At 63.3% G+C, this 18,851-nt stretch carries 18 protein-coding genes, 1 tRNA gene and 1 rRNA gene (1 of these 20 cut by a window edge); 14 read left to right on the plus strand and 6 right to left on the minus strand.

Annotation, left to right across the window (positions count from 1 at the left end; translation table 11 throughout):
• The first annotated feature begins 160 nt into the window (after positions 1-160).
• The 3 genes from E8A46_RS22045 (at position 161) to E8A46_RS22055 (ending at position 3,132) form a co-directional block, all read left to right on the plus strand.
• Positions 161-1,627, plus strand: a complete 1,467-nt coding sequence (locus E8A46_RS22045; RefSeq protein ID WP_291565812.1) for a sensor domain-containing diguanylate cyclase — start codon at positions 161-163, stop codon at positions 1,625-1,627.
• Between the two features lie 344 nt (positions 1,628-1,971).
• Entirely contained in the window at positions 1,972-2,154 is a 183-nt protein-coding gene (locus E8A46_RS22050; RefSeq protein ID WP_291565814.1) for a hypothetical protein, read from the plus strand.
• Between the two features lie 387 nt (positions 2,155-2,541).
• A complete protein-coding gene (locus tag E8A46_RS22055) occupies positions 2,542-3,132 on the plus strand; it encodes a hypothetical protein (protein WP_291565816.1) in 591 nt (196 codons plus the stop codon).
• A 59-nt stretch (positions 3,133-3,191) separates the two neighbouring features.
• Here E8A46_RS22055 and E8A46_RS22060 read toward each other — a convergent pair.
• A tRNA-Met gene (locus tag E8A46_RS22060) sits at positions 3,192-3,268 on the minus strand.
• A 317-nt stretch (positions 3,269-3,585) separates the two neighbouring features.
• Here E8A46_RS22060 and E8A46_RS22065 point away from each other — a divergent pair.
• Positions 3,586-5,019, plus strand: coding sequence for a coniferyl aldehyde dehydrogenase (locus tag E8A46_RS22065; RefSeq protein WP_291565817.1), 1,434 nt, complete (start codon positions 3,586-3,588; stop codon positions 5,017-5,019).
• A 106-nt stretch (positions 5,020-5,125) separates the two neighbouring features.
• Complete coding sequence (locus tag E8A46_RS22070) at positions 5,126-6,733, plus strand: choline dehydrogenase (RefSeq protein ID WP_291565819.1); 1,608 nt, start codon at positions 5,126-5,128, stop codon at positions 6,731-6,733.
• Positions 6,734-6,863: 130 nt separating this feature from the next.
• Here E8A46_RS22070 and E8A46_RS22075 read toward each other — a convergent pair whose 3' ends face one another.
• Positions 6,864-7,625: an SDR family oxidoreductase gene (locus tag E8A46_RS22075; protein WP_291565820.1), complete on the minus strand. Its 762-nt coding sequence runs from the start codon at positions 7,623-7,625 to the stop codon at positions 6,864-6,866.
• 116 nt (positions 7,626-7,741) lie between these two features.
• On the opposite strand from E8A46_RS22075, the gene E8A46_RS22080 reads away from it, so the two are divergent.
• From E8A46_RS22080 to E8A46_RS22105, 6 genes are all read left to right on the plus strand, one after another.
• Positions 7,742-8,257: a CvpA family protein gene (locus E8A46_RS22080; RefSeq protein ID WP_291565822.1), complete on the plus strand. Its 516-nt coding sequence runs from the start codon at positions 7,742-7,744 to the stop codon at positions 8,255-8,257.
• A gap of 120 nt (positions 8,258-8,377) precedes the next feature.
• Positions 8,378-9,163, plus strand: coding sequence for an SDR family oxidoreductase (locus E8A46_RS22085; protein ID WP_291565824.1), 786 nt, complete (start codon positions 8,378-8,380; stop codon positions 9,161-9,163).
• A gap of 68 nt (positions 9,164-9,231) precedes the next feature.
• Positions 9,232-10,074: an MBL fold metallo-hydrolase gene (locus E8A46_RS22090; protein ID WP_291565825.1), complete on the plus strand. Its 843-nt coding sequence runs from the start codon at positions 9,232-9,234 to the stop codon at positions 10,072-10,074.
• 124 nt (positions 10,075-10,198) lie between these two features.
• Positions 10,199-11,041, plus strand: coding sequence for a fumarylacetoacetate hydrolase family protein (locus E8A46_RS22095; RefSeq protein ID WP_291565827.1), 843 nt, complete (start codon positions 10,199-10,201; stop codon positions 11,039-11,041).
• A gap of 136 nt (positions 11,042-11,177) precedes the next feature.
• Positions 11,178-11,792 carry a glutathione S-transferase family protein gene (locus E8A46_RS22100; protein ID WP_291565829.1) on the plus strand — a complete coding sequence of 205 codons (615 nt, stop codon included), beginning with the start codon at positions 11,178-11,180 and terminating at the stop codon, positions 11,790-11,792.
• Between the two features lie 14 nt (positions 11,793-11,806).
• Positions 11,807-12,682 carry an MBL fold metallo-hydrolase gene (locus tag E8A46_RS22105; protein ID WP_291565831.1) on the plus strand — a complete coding sequence of 292 codons (876 nt, stop codon included), beginning with the start codon at positions 11,807-11,809 and terminating at the stop codon, positions 12,680-12,682.
• A gap of 256 nt (positions 12,683-12,938) precedes the next feature.
• Here the strand turns inward: E8A46_RS22105 and E8A46_RS22110 are convergent, their stop codons facing one another.
• Positions 12,939-13,481, minus strand: a complete 543-nt coding sequence (locus E8A46_RS22110; RefSeq protein ID WP_291565833.1) for a methylated-DNA--[protein]-cysteine S-methyltransferase — start codon at positions 13,479-13,481, stop codon at positions 12,939-12,941.
• A gap of 178 nt (positions 13,482-13,659) precedes the next feature.
• The gene (locus E8A46_RS22115) at positions 13,660-14,055 is read right to left on the minus strand and encodes a RidA family protein (protein WP_291565835.1); all 396 of its coding nucleotides are present in this window, start codon (positions 14,053-14,055) and stop codon (positions 13,660-13,662) included.
• Between the two features lie 247 nt (positions 14,056-14,302).
• Between E8A46_RS22115 and E8A46_RS22120 the strand changes: the two genes are divergently transcribed.
• From E8A46_RS22120 to E8A46_RS22130, 3 genes are all read left to right on the plus strand, one after another.
• Entirely contained in the window at positions 14,303-15,103 is an 801-nt protein-coding gene (locus E8A46_RS22120; RefSeq protein ID WP_291565837.1) for a phytanoyl-CoA dioxygenase family protein, read from the plus strand.
• 171 nt (positions 15,104-15,274) lie between these two features.
• The gene (locus E8A46_RS22125; protein WP_291565839.1) at positions 15,275-16,585 is read left to right on the plus strand and encodes a Gfo/Idh/MocA family oxidoreductase; all 1,311 of its coding nucleotides are present in this window, start codon (positions 15,275-15,277) and stop codon (positions 16,583-16,585) included.
• Positions 16,586-16,779: 194 nt separating this feature from the next.
• On the plus strand, positions 16,780-17,868 hold the full coding sequence (locus tag E8A46_RS22130) for a TRAP transporter substrate-binding protein (protein ID WP_291565841.1): 1,089 nt from the start codon (positions 16,780-16,782) through the stop codon (positions 17,866-17,868).
• Between the two features lie 126 nt (positions 17,869-17,994).
• Here E8A46_RS22130 and E8A46_RS22135 read toward each other — a convergent pair whose 3' ends face one another.
• Together E8A46_RS22135 and rrf are read right to left on the minus strand one after the other, a co-directional pair.
• Entirely contained in the window at positions 17,995-18,582 is a 588-nt protein-coding gene (locus tag E8A46_RS22135) for a hypothetical protein (protein ID WP_291565843.1), read from the minus strand.
• Between the two features lie 248 nt (positions 18,583-18,830).
• Positions 18,831-18,851, minus strand: a 5S ribosomal RNA gene (gene rrf, locus E8A46_RS22140) (it continues 94 nt past the right edge of the window).

Genomic DNA, 18,851 nt, shown 5'->3' on the forward strand with positions numbered 1-18,851 from the left:
CGCGGCGCCGGCGGCGTGCATCCAGTTTGGGCAACGACGTTGTCGCAAGCGGAATTCCCATGCCGGCCGCGCCGCGCGCAGCCGGGGCAGAGAGATTTTTAACGAGTTGTCCCTAAAGGTAGAGTGACACCCGACTTCGGTCATTTCGTCCCGGTTATCAATGCCCGCCACCGATCCCGACGATGACGCCAAAATGTTCGACCTCGCGCCGGTTTCGCTCTGGATCGAGGACTTCAGCGCGCTCAAGGCGCTGTTCGAGCAGTGGCGAGCCGACGGCGTCACTGACATCAAGGCATTCTTCGCCGCCGACCCCGACCGCGTGCGGCAGTGCTCCGAGCGCATCCGTATCCTCAAGGTCAACCGCAAGACCCTGTCGCTGTTCGGCGCCCGCGACCTTGCCCATCTGACGGCCCATCTCGGCCAGGTGATGCGCGACGACACCTTCAAGAGCTATCTCGAGGAGCTTGCCCAACTCTGGAACGGGCAAACCAGTTTCGCCAGCCACACGGTCAACTATGCGCTGACCGGCGAGCGTCTCGATATCCAGCTCAACGGCACGATCCTTCCCGGTCACGAGAACAGCTGGGACCGCGTCATGATCGCGATCGAGGACGTGACCGAGCGGGAAGACGCCCGGCGCCGCCTCACGGACAGCGAGAACTACGCGTTCGGCCTGTTTGCCCATTCACCGGTCTCGCTGTGGGTGGAGGATTTCAGCTCCGTGAAACGGCTGATCGACGACGTGCGCGCCCGCGGCGTCGAGGACTTCCGCGTCTTCACCGACGTGCATGAGGAATTCGTCCCGCGCTGCATGAACGAAATCCGCGTGATCGAGGTCAACAGCCGGACGCTCGAACTGTTCGGCGCGCCCGACAAGGAGACGTTGCTGCGCAACCTGTCCACCGTGTTCCGCGATGAGATGGAGCCGCATTTTCGCGAACAGCTGATCGATCTGTGGGACGGCAAGCTGTTCCAGCAGCGCGAGGTGGTGAACTATGCGCTCGACGGCACCAAGCTGCATCTGTTGCTGCAATTCTCCGTGCTGCCCAACCATGAACGCGACTGGTCGCTGGTGCAGGTCGCGCTGACCGACATCACCGCCCGCAAGAAGGCGGAAGCCTACCTCGAATATCTCGGCACCCATGACGTGCTGACCCGCACCCTGAATCGCTCGTTCTATGTCGACGAGCTCAATCGGCTTGAGCGCAAGGGGCCGCAGCCGGTCACCATCATCATCGCGGACCTCAACGGGCTGAAGACCGCGAACGACGAACTCGGCCATGGCGTCGGCGACGCGCTGTTGCGCCGGGCCGGCGAAGTGTTCGGCTCGCTGGTCGAGAAGCCGGCCTCGGTCTCGCGGATCGGCGGCGACGAGTTCGCGGTCCTGCTGCCGGCCACCGACGCCGCCGGCGGCGAAGCCGTTCTCACCTCGCTCGCCGAGCTGATCGAGGTTAACAACCAGTACTATCCCGACTTCGAGCTGAGCATCTCGACCGGGATCGCCACCAGCCGGCCGGGCGACCGGCTGGAACAGGTGGTCAAACGCGCCGACCTGAAGATGCTCCACGCCAAGCGCTTGTATTACCTGGCGGCCAACCGCGACCGCCGCGGAACAGGCGCTGCGTGAAGGGCTTGCGGCCGGCGCGGACAAACCGACGCGACATCCCGCCTCAATAGCGCGGCCCATGCCGCGAGACTTTCCCGAAATCGCGGATCGTGCTCCAGCCTCGCACGCGGTGCGACGCAAGCGACGTCGATGGTCCCGCGCCCCTTGTCAGCAGCCGGTATTGAGGCTTAGGATTGCCTGCAATTTCAGGAAGAAATAAATGTCGGATGCAGCCGTGACGGCGCATCGCGGGTCCGGTTTTTCGGAACGAGGGTGATGGTGGCAGGTCCTGACGGACGGCCATCGACAGAGCAGTCATTGCCAGAGCAGCCGCGGACAGAGCAGTCATATTTACAGAGCAAGCCATGGGCCTTCTGCAAAAGCACGCGATCCTCACGGCGGTTGGACTGGTTTTATCGGTCCTTGCCATTGCCTGGCTGCAGCCCAATGAGACCGGCGGAACGACGCTGGTGGTGGTTTTTCTGCTGATCCTGGTCAATGCCGTCGGCGCCATTTTTATCCGGACCGGCCCAACAGGCGGAGAATAAGCGACGCCGCGGCAGCACGGGACGAAAGGCTTCTCGAGTGAGGGATGTCGGACGATGGAACAGAGAAAGTTACGTCGCTTCACGCTGGCAGTGCTGGCCAGTCTTTTCTGCCCTATCAGCGCCCATGCACTGATTTGTCCTCCCGGGCAAAAGGAGGTGTCTGGCCGCTGCGTTGCCGTTCATCACCATCACAACTGGAACGGCAGTCGCCCGGCGGCTGACATCGTCCTCCCAGGCTCCGCGCCCGGCAGCCGGCCCGACACCGAGCTTGCCCCTGCGGCCGGACATGCGCCTCCCCTTCCATCCGGTGCTGCGTCCGGAGGCGGAGCGGCAGCGAATTCCGCTACCGCCACGAAGGAGGCGTCGAGCAACCGAAAGCTGGTGCCGGTGCGGGCCTACTTGCGCAGTTCGGAGATCCCGCCGCCGACCGTCGGGGCCTATGGCGTTGTCGCGTTTCGCGCCAAACCAACGCCGGCGAGCCGCAGCCGGCTGCTGATGACCTGCACCGCATTCGTGGCGTCGATCGAGGCGCAGAAATCCCTGCCGAGCACGGTCGCGGTCAGCGACCAGATGCTGACAATCTGGCCGCTTGACGACCCCTCCTCGCCCAATGCCGAAAAGGACGATTGCGACTTCGCGATCGATCATTACGACCTATATGCCGCCGATACGGCGATCGCCGACGCCGAAACACAGGGCGCAAAATTTGGTGACGACGGACCGTTTCTGATCGGCTGGTCGCCGTCGAACACCCGGGGCGTTCCGGATAAGCTCGTGCTGGTCGTCGATATGTCCCGCTACAGCAGCCAGGACAGCTTCGACCATGCGTTCCAGTTCTGGAAACAGGAGATCGTCGAAAACCCCTCGCTCTGGCGTACCGGATTTTCGATCGAGGCGATTCGCCTCGCCGCGCGCGATTTCGCCGATCATTACGGCGATACGATTTTGAAAGCGGCGGTCTCGGTGTGGAAGAAATAGCGCGGGCGGTGAATGAAAAGGCCCCCGAAAACAACAATGTTCTCGGGGGCCTTTGTGTCTGGTTGCGGGGATAGGATTTGAACCTATGACCTTCAGGTTATGAGCCTGACGAGCTACCGGGCTGCTCCACCCCGCGATAAACCGTTGCGCGCCTTACCGAAAAACCTGATGCCGAAACGGGTCTGGCCAACGCCGAGGCGCCGTTTCCGTCTGGAGGCTTCCTGAGAAGGCAACCCTTGGCAATTGCCCCGGGGTCGCGGTCGGTATGTACCAACGCGCGCCTGCTTTGGAAAGGGCCGCGATGCGACTTTTGAGGAATTTATGACGGCAAAAATCGGCCAAATCGCGCTTTTCACGGAATAAGCCGGCCCGCCACGGCGCTCTTGCCACAAGTTCCATAAAAGCAGAGCCTTGACGCCAAAAAGCCGCCCAGGAAACCTCGAGGGAAACGCCATGGACCAGCCGCTGAAAAGCCCGGGGCAACGCGCCCTGGATGACGCCTTTCACGCCATGTTCGAACTGACGCGGACGAGGCCGGCACCCGCGCTTGCCGAGCGGCTTGACGCCCTGGCGCGGCTGCGCGCGGTGATCTCGGACAACGAAAGCCGTTTCGAAGCGGCGATCTCGGCGGATTTCGGCCATCGCTCGGCGACCGAAACCACCATCGCCGAAACGTTGCTGGTGCTCGGCGAGATCAGGCATGCCGCCGGGCATCTGAAGAAATGGATGGCGCCGCAGCGAATTTCGACCGCGCTGCAATTCATGCCCGCCAAGAACCGGCTGATGCCGCAGCCGCTCGGCGTCGTCGGCATCATCGCGCCGTGGAATTACCCGCTGCAATTGACGCTGGCGCCGGCGGTGGCCGCGCTCGCCGCCGGCAACCGCGTGATGATCAAGCCGAGCGAGCTGGTGCCGCGGTTTTCCGCGCTGCTGCGCGAGGTGATCGCGGCCAGATTCGATCCCACCGAGATGACAGTGACCGCTGTCGACGACGACATCGCGCAGGCCTTCGCATCGCTGCCATTCGATCATCTGATATTCACCGGATCGACCCGCGTCGGCCGGCTCGTCGCCGAAGCCGCGGGCCGCAACCTGACGCCGGTCACGCTCGAGCTCGGCGGCAAATCGCCCGCCATCGTCGACCGCTCCGCCGATCTTGGGCAGGCCGCCGAGCGCATCGCTTATGGCAAGCTGCTCAATGCCGGCCAGACCTGCATCGCGCCGGACTACGCGCTGGTGTCGGAAGCCCAGGTGCAGGATTTCGCTGACCGGCTGCAGGGCCACATGCGACGGATGTACGGCACCGATCCCGGCAACGCCGACTACACCTCCATCGTCTCCGACCGGCATTACGCGCGGCTCGAGGGCCTCGTGGCCGACGCCGCCGCCAAGGGCGCGCGGATCATGCAAGCCGCCAAGTCGGACGATCCCGCCTGGAAATCGAAGCGCAAATTCCCGCCGACCATCCTCGTTGGCACCACCCCTGACATGGCGATCATGCAGGAGGAAATCTTCGGGCCGCTGCTGCCGATCATCGGCTACCGGGATGCCGCCGAGCCGGTCTCCTATATCAACCGGCACGACCGGCCGCTGGCGCTGTACTGGTTCGGCAGGGACGATGCGGCGCGCGACGAGGTGCTCGCGCGCACCATTTCCGGGGGCGTCACCGTCAATGATTGCCTGTTTCACTTCACCCAGATCAATCAGCCGATGGGCGGCATCGGCGCGTCCGGCACCGGCGCCTATCATGGCGAATGGGGCTTCAAGACTTTAAGCAAACTGAAGCCGGTGTTCTATCGCTCGCCGTTCAACCGGCTGGCCGATCTCTATCCGCCCTATGGCGCCAAGATCGCGCGGCTGGAAAAGCTGCTGCGATGGATGTCGTAGCGAATCGTCATTCCGGGATGCGCGAAGCGCAGACCCGGAATGACGGAGGCTGAAATCGCTGCTCGCAATGACGAGAAAGCGGAATGACAAATGTGGGGGGACACGCGTGATGGATACATTCGACTTCATCGTCGTCGGCGGCGGCTCCGGGGGCTGCGCGGTGGCCAGCCGGCTCTCCGAGGATCCCGCCACCTCGGTGGCGCTCCTGGAAGCCGGCGGCAAGGACGACAATTGGGTGGTGACGACGCCCGGCGCGCTGATCCTGATGGTGGCCGGCAAGGTCAACAACTGGGCGTTCGACACCGTCCCGCAGGCGGGCCTCGAGGGCCGCATCGGCTATCAGCCACGCGGCAAGGGCCTCGGCGGCTCGTCCGCGATCAACGCGATGGTCTATATCCGCGGCCACCGAAGCGACTACGACCAATGGGCCTCGCTCGGCAACACCGGCTGGTCCTATGCCGACGTGCTGCCCTATTTCAAACGTTCGGAAGACAATTCCGACCTCGACGGCGCGTATCACGGCAAGGGCGGACCGCTCCACGTCACGGGATCGCGAACCGACAATCCGGTGCGCGAGATCTATCTGCAGGCCGCGCGCGAGGCCCAATTCCGGATCCGCGAGGATTTCAACGCCGAGGAGCAGGAAGGTCTCGGCGCCTATCAGCTCACGCAGAAAAACGGCGAGCGCTGGAGTGCGGCGCGTGGCTACATTCACCCCTTCATGGCCAGCCGCGCCAATCTGCGCGTCGAGACCCACGCGCACGCCACCCGCATCCTGTTCGAGGGCAAGCGCGCCGTCGGCGTCGAATTCCGGCAGGGCAAGGAGATCCGGCAAATTCGCGCCCGCCGCGAAGTGATCCTGTCCTCCGGCACGTTCCAGAGCCCGCAGCTATTGATGCTTTCAGGGGTTGGCGACGGCGCCGCGCTGGCGAAACACGGCATCGCGACCACCCATCATTTGCCCGGCGTCGGACAGAACCTGCAGGATCATCCTGATTTTGTGTTCGGCTTCACCTCCGACGCGCCGCACTTCGCCGGCCTTTCGTTCGGCGGCATCGCACGGATCTTCAAGGGTATCGCGCAATACCGGCGCGAGCGGCGCGGGCCGATGACGTCGAACGTCGCTGAATGCGGCGGCTTCCTCAAGACCCGGCCCGACCTCGACGTACCCGACATCCAGCTGCATTTCTGCATGGCGATGGTGGCCGATCATGGCCGCAAGCCGCGCTGGGGCACCGGCTTCTCCTGCCACGTCTGCGTGCTGCGCCCGAAAAGCCGTGGCAGCGTCTGGCTGCAAAGCGCCGATCCGCATGCCGCGCCCGCGATCGATCCGAACTTCTTCGGCGAGGAGGCCGATCTCGACACCATGGTCGCCGGCTTCAAGCTGACGAAGCGGCTGTTGGACGCGCCCGCGCTCAAGGCGCTGCAAAAATCCGATGCAGTCACGGCAGGTGTCGAGACCGACGACGAGATTCGAAAAGTGCTGCGCCAGAATGTCGATACCGTCTATCACCCGGTCGGCACCTGCAGGATGGGCGTCAACGATCCCCTGGCCGTGGTCGATCCGAAACTGCGGGTATACGGGCTGGAGGGCTTGCGCGTCGTCGATGCCTCGATCATGCCGAGCCTGATTGGCGGCAACACCAACGCGCCGACCATCATGATCGGCGAGAAGGCCGCCGACATGATCAAGGCGGAGCTGCGCGCGGGTTGATTGAAGGACAGCGTCATCCTGAGGTGCGCGCTCTTGCGCGCCTCGAAGGATGCCAACGAGTCCGGGGCTCATCCTTCGAGACGCGCGCAAGGCGCGCTCCTCAGGATGACGGTCACACGCGGGCGAAGCATCACGTCAGCAAAAACCCGCCATCGACGGTAACGACGCTGCCGGTCATGTAGCGCGAGGCGGTCGAGGCCAGCAGCATGATGGCGCCGTCGAGATCGGACTCGGCGCCGACCCGGCGTTGCGGAATCCGCTTGGTCAGTTTCTCGCCGCCGGGCGTCGACCAGAAATCGTGGTTGATTTCGGTATCGATATAGCCCGGCGCCAGCGCATTGACCCGGATGCGGTTGCCGGCCCATTCCAGCGCCATCGCTTTGGTGGCCTGGATGATGCCGGCCTTGGAGATCGCATAGGGCGAGAGAAATTTCATCACGCCGGTCCCGAGCACCGAGGCAATATTGACGATATTGCCTTCCTGCTGGCGCGCGATCATTCGCCGCGCCATTTCGGTGGCCGCGAAATACGCGCCCTTGAGGTTGGCATTGATGACGGAATCCCAATCCTGCTCGGTCTGATCCACCGCGAGCTTTTCAATCGCGATGCCGGCATTGTTGACCAGTACGCTGATTGGGCCGAGCGCGGCCTCGGCGGCGTCGATCGCTTTGCCGATCGAGGCGATGTCTGTCACGTCCATTGGTACCGCGACGGCGCGGCCGCCATTGGCGCCTATCTCGTCCTCCAGGCTCTTCAGTTTTGCGGTCTGGCGCGCCGCCAGCGCGACCGAAGCGCCATGCGCGGACAGCACGCGCGCGAATTGCCGGCCCAGCCCCTGCGAAGCGCCGGTAACAAGAATGATTTCTTTACTGACGTCGAATAAACCGGCCATAGCCAACTCCGCGAGGTGAGCCGTGCGGAGATATTGATACAGACGATTTTAGGGATCGCAAACCCGATTCGTTGACCAACCCGCCACACCGCAAAACAGGCAGAGAATTCTCGCCTATGAACAGCTTCGACGCAGTTGTGTTCCTCGCATTGGTTGTCGCTACCGTCAGCGGCTTCAACGCCGGATTGCTGCGCAGCGCGGTGACGATCCTGGCCTATCTGTTCGCGATGCCTATCGCGGTCTGGGTGATGTCGCTGGTCTCGGTAGGTACCGACAGCAAGCTTGGTTCGCCATTGACGCAGAGCTCGCCGCTGTTGTTCGGTATTTTTCTGGTCACAGGCATCGTGCTCGGAAAAATCATGCGAATGGCGCTCGACGACACCGTCGGACCGCAGACCGGCGTCGGAGATCGCCTCGCCGGCGCAGCACTTGGCGCCGTGCGCGTCGGTCTTGTCGCCGTCGGTTTTGTCCTGATTTTCGAGCAGTTCGTGCCGCTGGATCGCGAGCCAGCCTACCTGAAAGGTTCGCGGCTGCGGCCGCTGCTGTCGGTGGCCGGGCAGCGGGGCTTCAAGTCCCTGCCCCCTGATATCGTGGCCTATATCGATCGCCTGAAAAGAGACCGGCGGATTTGAGGCTGGGACTACCTCTGATATGCATTTCGGCAGGAACCGGTCACTTATCAGAGACGGCGGGCTTGGCTACAGTGGCCGGACCGGATAACAAAAATCATCTGAACCGACGGGAGTGAGACAGTGGATCTTGGGATCAAAGGCCGCCGCGCCATCGTTTGCGCATCCAGCAAGGGCCTGGGACGGGCCTGCGCCATGGCGCTCGCCGCCGAAGGCGTGGATGTCACCTTGACCGCGCGCGGCGCCGAAGCGCTCGCCAAAACCGCCGCCGAAATTCGCAAACTTTATCCCGGCGTGACCGTGACCGAAGTATCCGGCGATATCACCACGCCGGCCGGCCGCGAAGCCGCGCTGAAGGCCTGTCCGGACCCGGATATCCTGGTCAACAACGCCGGCGGGCCGCCGCCCGGCGATTTCCGCAACTGGACCCGCGACGACTGGATCAAGGCGCTCGACGCCAACATGCTGACCCCGATCGAACTGATCAAGGCCACGGTCGACGGCATGATGGCGCGCAAGTTCGGCCGCATCGTCAACATCACCTCCGCCGCGGTGAAGGCGCCGATCGAGGTGCTGGGCTTGTCCAACGGCGCCCGCGCCGGCCTCACCGGCTTTGTCGCCGGCGTCGCGCGCAAGACCGTGATCAACAACGTCACCATCAACGCCCTGCTGCCGGGCCCGTTCAATACCGATCGGCTGCGCGGCGCGGTGGCAAAGGCGGAAGCGGAGAAACGCGGCGTTAGCATCGACGCCATGCTGGCGGAGCGCGCCAAGCTCAATCCCGCCGGCCGCTTCGGCGAGCCCGAGGAATTCGGGCTGGCCTGCGCGTTTCTGTGCGGCGCCAAAGCCGGCTTCATCACCGGACAGAACATCCTGCTCGACGGCGGCGCGTTCCCCGGCACGCTGTAGATCAAGCCGGACGGCGCCGGCGCTGACGTTCAGCCGGCGCCGGTTTGGCCGCGAGGGGAAAACGCCGCATGCGCTGGACCGTAGGCCGGGTTCAAATCACGAAAATCGTCGAACTGGAGACGGTCGGCAGCACCCGATTCATCCTGCCGTTGGCCAGCAATGAAGAAATCCGGAAATTGCCGTGGCTGATCCCCGATTTCGCGACGGAGGAAGGCCGCCTGAAGATGTCGATCCACGCGCTGGTGGTCGAAACCCCGACGCGTCGCATCGTGGTCGACACCGGGCTTGGCAATGACAAAGAGGGCCGCAATGTGCCGACCTGGAATAACCGGAAAACGCCCTTCCTCGAAACCATGACTGCGGCCGGCTTTCCGCCCGACAGCATTGACACCGTGCTCTGCACGCATCTGCACGTTGACCATGTCGGCTGGAACACGCGGATCGAAGGTGGTCAATGGGTGCCCACCTTCGAGAATGCGCGTTATGTGTTCGGCAGCACCGAAGACGAGTACTGGCGCGATCACAGCGTAGAGCCCGATAAAGCGGCGGTATTTCACGACTCCGTGAAGCCGATCATGGATGCCGGCAAGGCCGAACTGGTCGCCAGCGACATCAGGCTTTGCGAGGAGATCACCCTGATTCCGACCCCGGCACACAGTCCGGGGCATCTGAGCGTGCACATCAAATCCGCGGGCGAAGAGGGCCTGCTCACCGGCGATGACGCCCACCATCCCTGCCAGATGGCGCATCTCGACTGGTCCTCGACCGCCGATTCCGATCCCGTGCAGTCGACCGCGACCCGGCGCGATTTGTTCGCGCGCTTTGCCGATCGACCGGTCCTGGTGATCGGCGGGCATTTCAATGCCGGCCATATCCACCGCGACGGCGATGCCTTCAAATTCGTCGTTTAGGAGTAGTCCCGAGCCAGCCCCTTATGAGGGGCTGCAATGCCTCGGCCAGTCAGCAGTTGAATTTCACCGCGCCCTGTTCCATGAAGCATCCAAGCAACGGAACCGCCCCAGGGAGTGATGGCAAATGAAGCTTGTTCGTTATGGTGAAATCGGCAAGGAGAAGCCCGGCCAGGTCGATAAATCGGGTCAACTGCGCGATCTGTCGGCGCACCTCCAGGACTTCGCCGGAGACGCCTTTTCGCCGGCCTCGCTGGCCAAGATCGCCGGCCTCGACCCCGCCAAGCTTCCCGCCGTCGGCGGCAACCCCCGGATCGGCGCGCCGGTCGGCGGCCAGCCCAAATTCATCGCCATCGGCCTGAATTATTCCGACCATGCCGCGGAAGTCGGAATGCAGCTTCCGACCGAACCCATCGTCTTCATGAAGGCCAACAACAGCCTGTGCGGGCCCAACGACGCGGTCGAGAAGCCGCGCGGCTCGACCAAGCTCGATTGGGAATGCGAACTCGCGATCATCATCGGCACCCGCGCCAAATACGTCTCCGAGGCCGACGCCCTCAATTACGTGGCCGGCTACAGCGTCTGCAACGACGTGTCGGAACGTTTCTTCCAGATCGAACGGCTCGGTCAGTGGACCAAGGGCAAGTCGCATGACACGTTCGGCCCGCTCGGCCCCTGGCTGGTCACCAAGGACGAAATCGCGGACGTGCAGAAGCTGCCGATGTGGACCGACGTCAATGGCAAGCGCTGCCAGACCGGCTCGACCGCAACCATGATCTTCGGCGTCAAGAAGATCGTTTCCTATCTCTCGGAAATCCTGACCTTGATGCCCGGCGACATCATCGCGACGGGTACGCCGCCCGGGGTCGGCATGGGCATGAAGCCGCAGAAATTCCTCAACGTCGGCGACGTGGTCACGCTCGGCATCGAGGGGCTCGGCGAACAGCGCCAGCAAATCATCGCGGCGTGATCCTCGCGGGCACATAGAGGCGTCATTGCGAGCGAAGCGAAGCAATCCAAGGGGTACCGAGGAAAACTGGATTGCTTCGTCGCTTCGCTCCTCGCAATGACGAAGTTCAGTTTTAGTACCGCTTAGGGAAACTCGCATGAAACTCACATTCTCTCCGGCCTCGCCGTTCGCCCGCAAGGTCCGCATTGCCGCGATAGAACTCGGCCTGATCGACAAAATCGAATTCGTGCCGACGGCGGTGGCGCCGGGCCAGCCCAACGACGACTATTCGCGCATCACGCCGGTGAAAAAACTGCCGGTGCTGATCCTGGACAATGGCGACGTCATCCTCGATTCCTACGTGATCGTCGAATATCTCGACGAACTCGCCGGTGGCGGAAAGCTTATTCCGGCCTCCGGCGCGACGCGATGGAAGGTCAAGAGCGACCATTCGCTGCTGCAGGGCATGCTCGATTCCATGCTGTTGTGCCGCTACGAGAAAATGGTACGGCCGGAACCGCTGCGCTGGCAGGCATGGGCCGACGATCACTGGAATCGCGCCTGGAACGGAATGGCGCGCTTTGAGAACCAGCCCGACATGCTGTCGCGCCCGCTCGATATCGCGCAGATCGCGCTGGCTTGCGTCCTCGGCTATGCCGATTTCCGTTTTGCCGACTGCGGCTGGCGCAAAGCCTATCCGAAGCTCGACGCGTTCCACGAACGCATGCTGAGCCGGCCTTCGGTCAAGATCTCGGTGCCGCCGCCGGCCTGAGCCAGGAAGCTGTCATGAGTCTCAAATTCGCCATCGGCGATCTCACCATCCATCGCATCATCGAGCAGGAAACCACCTTCCTGCCGGCGCTGGATTTGTTGCCAGCGCTGACGCCGGACCTGCTCGCGACGAACAGGCCGTGGATGCGAGAGGCGGGCGCGCTCGACGGCGATGACGTTCTGATCCTTTGCTTCCAGTCCTATATCGTCAGGACACCGCATCACACCATCCTGGTCGACAGCTGCATCGGCAACGACAAGCCGCGGCCGCTGCGCCCGAAATGGAACATGAAGACCGACAACACCTATATGCGCGGGCTGGCAGTTGCGGGTTTTTCGGTCGGGGATATCGACTTCGTGATGTGCACGCACCTGCACGTCGATCACGTCGGCTGGAACACGCGGCTGGAGGACGGCCGCTGGGTGCCGACCTTTCCCAACGCGCGCTACGTGTTCGGCAAGGCCGAATTTGATTACTGGACCGAGCAGAACGCCAAGACCCCGGTGCCGCCCTTCGGCGACAGCGTATTGCCCGTGGTCGAAGCCCAGCGGGCCGAGATCGTGGGCAACGATTACGAGATCGGCGATCATGTGCGCATTCTGCCGACGCCGGGCCATACGCCGGGGCATGTCGGGTTCGCTTTCGGCCGCGGCGGGGACGACGCGGTCTTCAGCGGCGATTTGATGCACTCGCCGCTGCAGGCGCGCTATCCCCACCTGTCGGCCAAATTCGATGTCGATCAGGCGCAGGCCGCCGCGACGCGGCGCCATTTCCTGGAACGCTATTGCGACACCGATACGCTGTGCTGCACCGCGCATTTCCCCTCGCCCTCGACCGGGAAAATCCGGCGCCTGGGCGACGGATTTAGCTGCGAAGCAGTGGCAAGCTAGAGCGGGATGAGTTTAGGTTGAGGTGCAGCGGCGATCAGTCGCTGCTCCCTCTCCCCGCTTGCGGGGTCGAGACGAGCGAAGCTCGCTCTTAGAGGGTTGGGGTGAGGGGGACTCTCGTCGAAACCAGACTCGCGGATAGTCCCCCTCACCCGATCACTTCGTGATCGACCTCTCCCCGCATGCGGGGCGAGGTGACCGAACTCGCGCATGCGCCGATTCAACTAAAAGCCATCAGGCACTAGGCAACTGACACAGCTCAGTCAAACAAACTCGGGGTGTGATTGACCACCGCGCCTTCGATGGCGAGCATCTTCAGCTTGGTGACGACGCCGCCATTGGCGGAAAATCCGCCGGGCTTGCCGCCGGCGGCGAGCACGCGGTGGCATGGCACCACGATCGGACAAGGATTGCGCCCGAGCGCCTGACCGACATCGCGCGACAGTTCGACGCCGCCGAGCCGCTTGGCGATGTCGCCATAGGTCAGCGTCTTGCCCGGCGGGATATTGCGCGCGATGTCATAGACGCCGCGGTGGAATTCCGGCACGCCGTCGAGATCGAGCACGACGTCTTTGAGATCGTTCGGCTTGCCCGCGAGCAACTCGACGATCCCCTCGATCGCGCGTTCCACCTCAGCCGGCGGCTCCGCCTCCGCGAGGTCGCCATAGCGCTGGACGATGCGGGAACGGGTCTTGCCCTCGTTGCCCATCGGCAGCTGCACCCCGTTGATGCCGCGCGGGCCCCAGACGATGCCGCAAGCGCCGATCGCGGTTTCGAAGATTGCAAAACAATAGCCGGTCATGGCTGGCTCCTAATCCGATCGCCCCGTCCTGTGAGCGTGATGCTGGTTCGAAATCTAGGCTTGGAAATTGTTGCGATCCACCCGGATTCCGGGGGAACTCGTCCGCCCGATGAAAAAAGCCGGCATATCATTTGGGTGATTTGTCATCGCCCTTGAGAAAGGCTTCTTGCCAAGTGGCCTAAATAACTGCCACGGCATCGACCTCGACGTCGAACGGCCCGGGCCATGACGGAACGTGCAGAAAGATGCGGGCGGGCGATTCGGTCGGGAAATATCGTGCGTAAACTGCATTGAATTTGTCGAAATGCGATGGATCTGGCGTGCAATAGACGTTGCATTTGACGACTTGCGCAAGCGACGAGCCGGCCGCCTCCAGGCACAGCTTCATTTGATCGAGCACGAGTTCAGCCTGGCGCTCGAACGGGGCCGGCTTGACGTCGCCAGTCTCGGGGTCGAAAGGCGGCAGCCCGGACAGATAGACGAAGCCGTTGGCGACGATTACGGGGTAGATCGGACCCTTGCGGCGCCGTTCGAGATAGTTCGATATTGGTTCCACGCGCAGTCGTTTGATCATGTCACCCTCGTGCATTGGAGCGGGCTGCCATTCTACCGCGCCATTTTCAAAGATGGTTCGACCGCGGACGAACTATCTCTTCTGGCCGCGGTGCGTGGGGCGCGATGAAATCGTTTGGATATGGTTCGTATCGCGCTGCACCGTCATGGCGGTACCCGCGGCGCGGGTTGGTAAACCCCTCTTCCCGGTGTTATCCTGCCGGCAACAAAATAGGGGCTTGACCCGAACAGCATCAGGAGGAACCGCCATGAAGCTGACCCAGCAGCAGATCGACGACTTCAACCGGGACGGCTGGTTGTTTCTGCCGGAACTGTTCAGCCCTGAAGAGGTCGATCTGCTGGCGCGCGAGGCGGAAGGCATCTACGACACCAAGCGGCCGGAGGTATGGCGCGAGAAGAGCGGCGCCCCGCGCACCGCTTTTGCCGCCCATCTTTATAACGAGGCGTTCCGCCTGCTTGGCGCCCATCCGCGCATGATCGACCCGGTGGAGCAGATCTTCGGCGAGAAGGTCTACATGCACCAATACAAGATCAACGCCAAATCGGCCTTCACCGGCGACGTCTGGCAGTGGCATCAGGACTACGGCACCTGGAAGCGCGACGACGGCATGCGAGAGCCGCGCGCGATGAACATCGCGATTTTTCTCGACGAGGTGATGCCGATCAACGGGCCCTTGATGCTGGTGCCGCGAAGCCAGCACGCCGGCGACCTCAAGGCCTCGCACGATCTTGCGACCACCTCCTATCCGCTGTGGACGCTGGACGAGGAAACCGTGACGCGGCTGGTCAGGGAAGGCGGCATCGTCGCGCCGACCGGCAAGGCCGGCGGCCTTCTGATGTTCCACGGCAACTTGGTGCACGGCTCGGCCGGCAACATCACGCCCTATCCGCGCAAGATCGTCTATCTGACGCTGAACGCGGTCTCCAATTACATCCGCACTCCGACGCGGCCGGAATACATCGCCCACCGCGATTTTACGGCGATCGAGACGGTCGATGACGACGCGCTGCTTCGGCTGGCGCGCGCCCAGCGCCAGGCCGCGGAGTAAGGTGGCTCTCGTGCCCCGGACGCAGCGCAGCGCGCCGCTCTCGCGGCGTGGTGCGCTGCTGATCCGGGGCCTACACGGTACCCACCATTCCCATGGGTCCCGGCTCTGCGGAGCAGCGCGTGAGCGCTGCACCGCGTCCGCGACCCGTCGGCTTCCCGGACATCCCCTTCCATGAACCTTTCTCATCTTCTCAACGCCCGCCGCGCCGCCGGCAAACCGGTCCGCGTCGCGCTGATCGGCGCCGGCAAATTCGGCTCGATGTTCCTGTCGCAGGTGCCGCATACGCCGGGGCTGGAGGTGCCGGTGATCGTCGATCTCGATCCGGAACGGGCCCGCGAGGCGTGCCGGACCGTCGGCTGGGACACAGCAAGGATTGCCGCGACCACATTCACGGCCGACGCGGCCAAGGCGACATCGGGGAATATCGACGTGATCGTGGAAGCCACCGGCAATCCCGCCGTCGGCATCCGGCATGCCCGCGCGGCGATCGCGGCGGGCAAACACATCGTCATGGTCAATGTCGAGGCTGACGTGCTGGCGGGGCCGCTGCTCGCAGAGGAGGCGCGGCAGGCCGGCGTGGTCTATTCGCTGGCCTATGGCGACCAGCCGGCGCTCACCGCCGAGATGGTCGACTGGGCGCGCGCCACCGGTTTTCGGGTGGTCGCCGCCGGCAAGGGAACCAAATACCTGCCGGCGTATCATGACGTGACGCCGGCCGGTGTCTGGGGCCATTACGGGCTATCGGCGGACGAGGCGCAATCGGCCGGCATGAATCCGCAAATGTTCAACTCGTTTCTCGACGGCACGAAATCGGCGATCGAAATGGCGGCGATCGCCAATGCCACGGGGCTGGATGTGCCGACCGAGGGGCTGAAATTTCCGCCCTGCGGCGTCGACGATCTGCCGCATGTGATGCGGCCCCACGACAAGGGCGGCGTGCTGGAGAAGGCGGGCCTGGTGGAAGTGGTGTCGTCGCTCGAGCGCGACGGCCGTCCGGTGTTCCGCGATCTGCGCTGGGGCGTCTATGTCGTGCTGGAAGCGCCGAACGACTATGCCGCTGACTGTTTCAGGCAATACGGGCTGAAGACCGATTCGAGCGGCCGCTATGCGGCGATGTACAAGCCCTATCATCTGATCGGGCTCGAATTGAACATTTCGATCTTGTCGGCGGCGCTGCGCGGCGAACCAACCGGACAGCCGCACGGGTTCCGCGGCGACGTCGCTTCGGTGGCAAAACGGAACTTGCGCGCGGGCGAAATGCTCGACGGCGAAGGCGGCTATACGGTGTGGGGCAAACTGCTGCCGGCCGCGGCCAGCCTCAAGGCCGGCGCGCTGCCGATCGGGCTAGCGCACGGGGTCAAGCTGAAGCACGACATCGCCCATGGCACGGTGGTGCGCTGGAGCGACGTCGAGATCGATGCGAGCAACGAAACGGTCAGGACGCGGCGGGCGATGGAAGCGAAGTTCGGCGCGGCGCAATGAAGCGCGCGGCGCGTTTCTCGCAACTGCGTAACGCCATACCACCCTTGATTCCCCGGACCTGATTGGTCATCCTGACCGCGATCCGGGGTTGCATTCCGCAACGTCCGTTCAAGGTCAGCCGTCGGCGAAACAAAAAGCGACAGTCAAGATCGTTGTCCCTCGTCGAGTGATCGGCACCAACAGAGGGGAAGCGCATGAAACGTCGTGAATTCCTTAAAGCCGGCGGCATCGGCCTTGCCGCGAGCACCGTTGCCGCGCCCGCGATCGCGCAATCGATGCCCGAGGTGAGATGGCGGCTGGCCGCGAGCTGGCCGAAGTCGCTGGATACGCTCTACGGCGGCTGCGAATATTTCTGCAAGCGCGTCGCCGAACTCACCGACAACCGTTTTCAGATCCAGTCCTTTGCCGCCGGCGAAATCGTGCCGGGCCTGCAGGTGCTCGACGCGGTGTCGAACGGCACGGTCGAGATCGGCAACACCGCGCTGTATTATTACTGGGGCAAGAACGCCGCCTTCACCTTCGGCACCGCGCTGCCGTTCGGCCTCAACACCCGCCAGCATATTTCCTGGTTGCTGTGGGGCGGCGGCCAGGACCTGCTCAACGACCTCTTGCGGGAGCAGAACGTGCTGGGGATTCCGACCGGCAGCACCGGCGCGCAGATGGGCGGCTGGTTCCGGAAGGAGATCAAGACGATCGAGGATTTCAAGGGATTGAAATTCCGCGTCGGCGGCTTCGCCGGAACCATCATCGCCAAAGTCGGCGGCGTGCCGCAGCAGATCGCCGCCGGCGACATCTATCCGGCGCTGGAGAAAGGCACCATCGACGCCGCCGAATGGGTCGGCCCCTATGACGACGAAAAGCTCGGCTTCGTGAAGGTCGCGAAATACTACTACTATCCGGGCTGGTGGGAAGGCACCGGCCAGGGCCACAATGTCATCAACATCCAGAAATGGAACATGCTGCCGAAGGCCTATCAGGCGGCCATCACCGCGGCGTCGAACGATTGCTTTACCTGGGTCACCGGCAAATACGACTACGTCAACCCGCCAGCCTTGAAACGCCTGATGGTCGCGGGCGCGATCCTGCGCCCGTTCCCGCAGGAGGTGCTGGAGAGCTGCTATGGCGCCGCCAACGAGATCTATGCGGAGCTCTCGAAGAGCAATCCGCATTTCGGCAAGATGTACGCAAGCCTGACCGCCTATCGCAGCGATTCGTTGATGTGGATGCAGGTGGCCGAGCTCAGCTTCGACAGTTTCATGATGCGGATGCGCACGCGCACCTGAAGTCGATACCCGCAACGAAAAAGCCCCGGAGCATGCTCCGGGGCTTTTGTCATGATAGCCGGTGCCGGCTTCGGCGATCGATCGGGCGCAGAGACGATGGTTGCGGATGCCGCCGGCGAGACGCTCTTACTGCTGGTCGTCGCCCAGGATGGCGGCGAGCTTGTCGTAATATTTGCCGACGAGATCGATATTTCCCTTGTTCTCGATCTGCGGCTCGGGAGCCTTCAAGGCCTGGCTGAGGTCGGCGAGCGCGTCCTTCTTGTCCTTGGCGGACATCTTCTTGTCGGCCTGGACCTGGGCCATTTGCGCCTTGATGACGGCTTCGGTGCCGACATATTTCTTGGTCGCCGGATCGAAGCCGCCGAGCACGATGCTGATGTTATCGACGACAGTGTTGTAGTCATCGTAGCTGGCAAAGCCATTCTTCTTCGCCACGGCCTCGAGCTGCGCGGTGACCTTGGGATCCGGCTTGGCGTTCTCCGACAGCTTCTCGGTGATCGCGTCCATGTCCTTGGCGGCCGCGATCACGCCCTCGATCTGCTTTTCGGTCAGCGCGATCTGCTTCAGGGCTGGCGGCTGCTGCGGCGCGGCCTGGCTGGGCGCCATCTGCTGCTTGGCCTGCGCCAGGGCGCTGCCGGTGGCTGCGATGGTCAGGGAAGCCGCGAGGCAGGCAACGCTCAACGCGGCGGCGACGGGACGAACGAATTCACGCATGGGGGGCTCCTCGGGCTGTGGAAACGTTTTTCGGCTTCCGGGGTGGGATCAGTAAGGCTGTCGAAATGAACGGCCCATGAACTCGGCAAAGTCCCGGTTCCTCCGGCGGAAAACCCCTGGGCCGGCCGGCGTCGAAAATATTACGCCAAAAACAAAACGCCAAAAACAAAAACGCCGCTCTCCCGGAGGGAAAGCGGCGTTGTCGTTTGATCGTGACACGTAAAGAGGAATTGCTTTGTCCTTGGCAGGCCTGGCAGCGACCTACTCTC

This window comes from Bradyrhizobium sp. (assembly GCF_004799445.1).
In the GTDB taxonomy this organism is placed as follows: Bacteria; Pseudomonadota; Alphaproteobacteria; order Rhizobiales; family Xanthobacteraceae; genus Bradyrhizobium.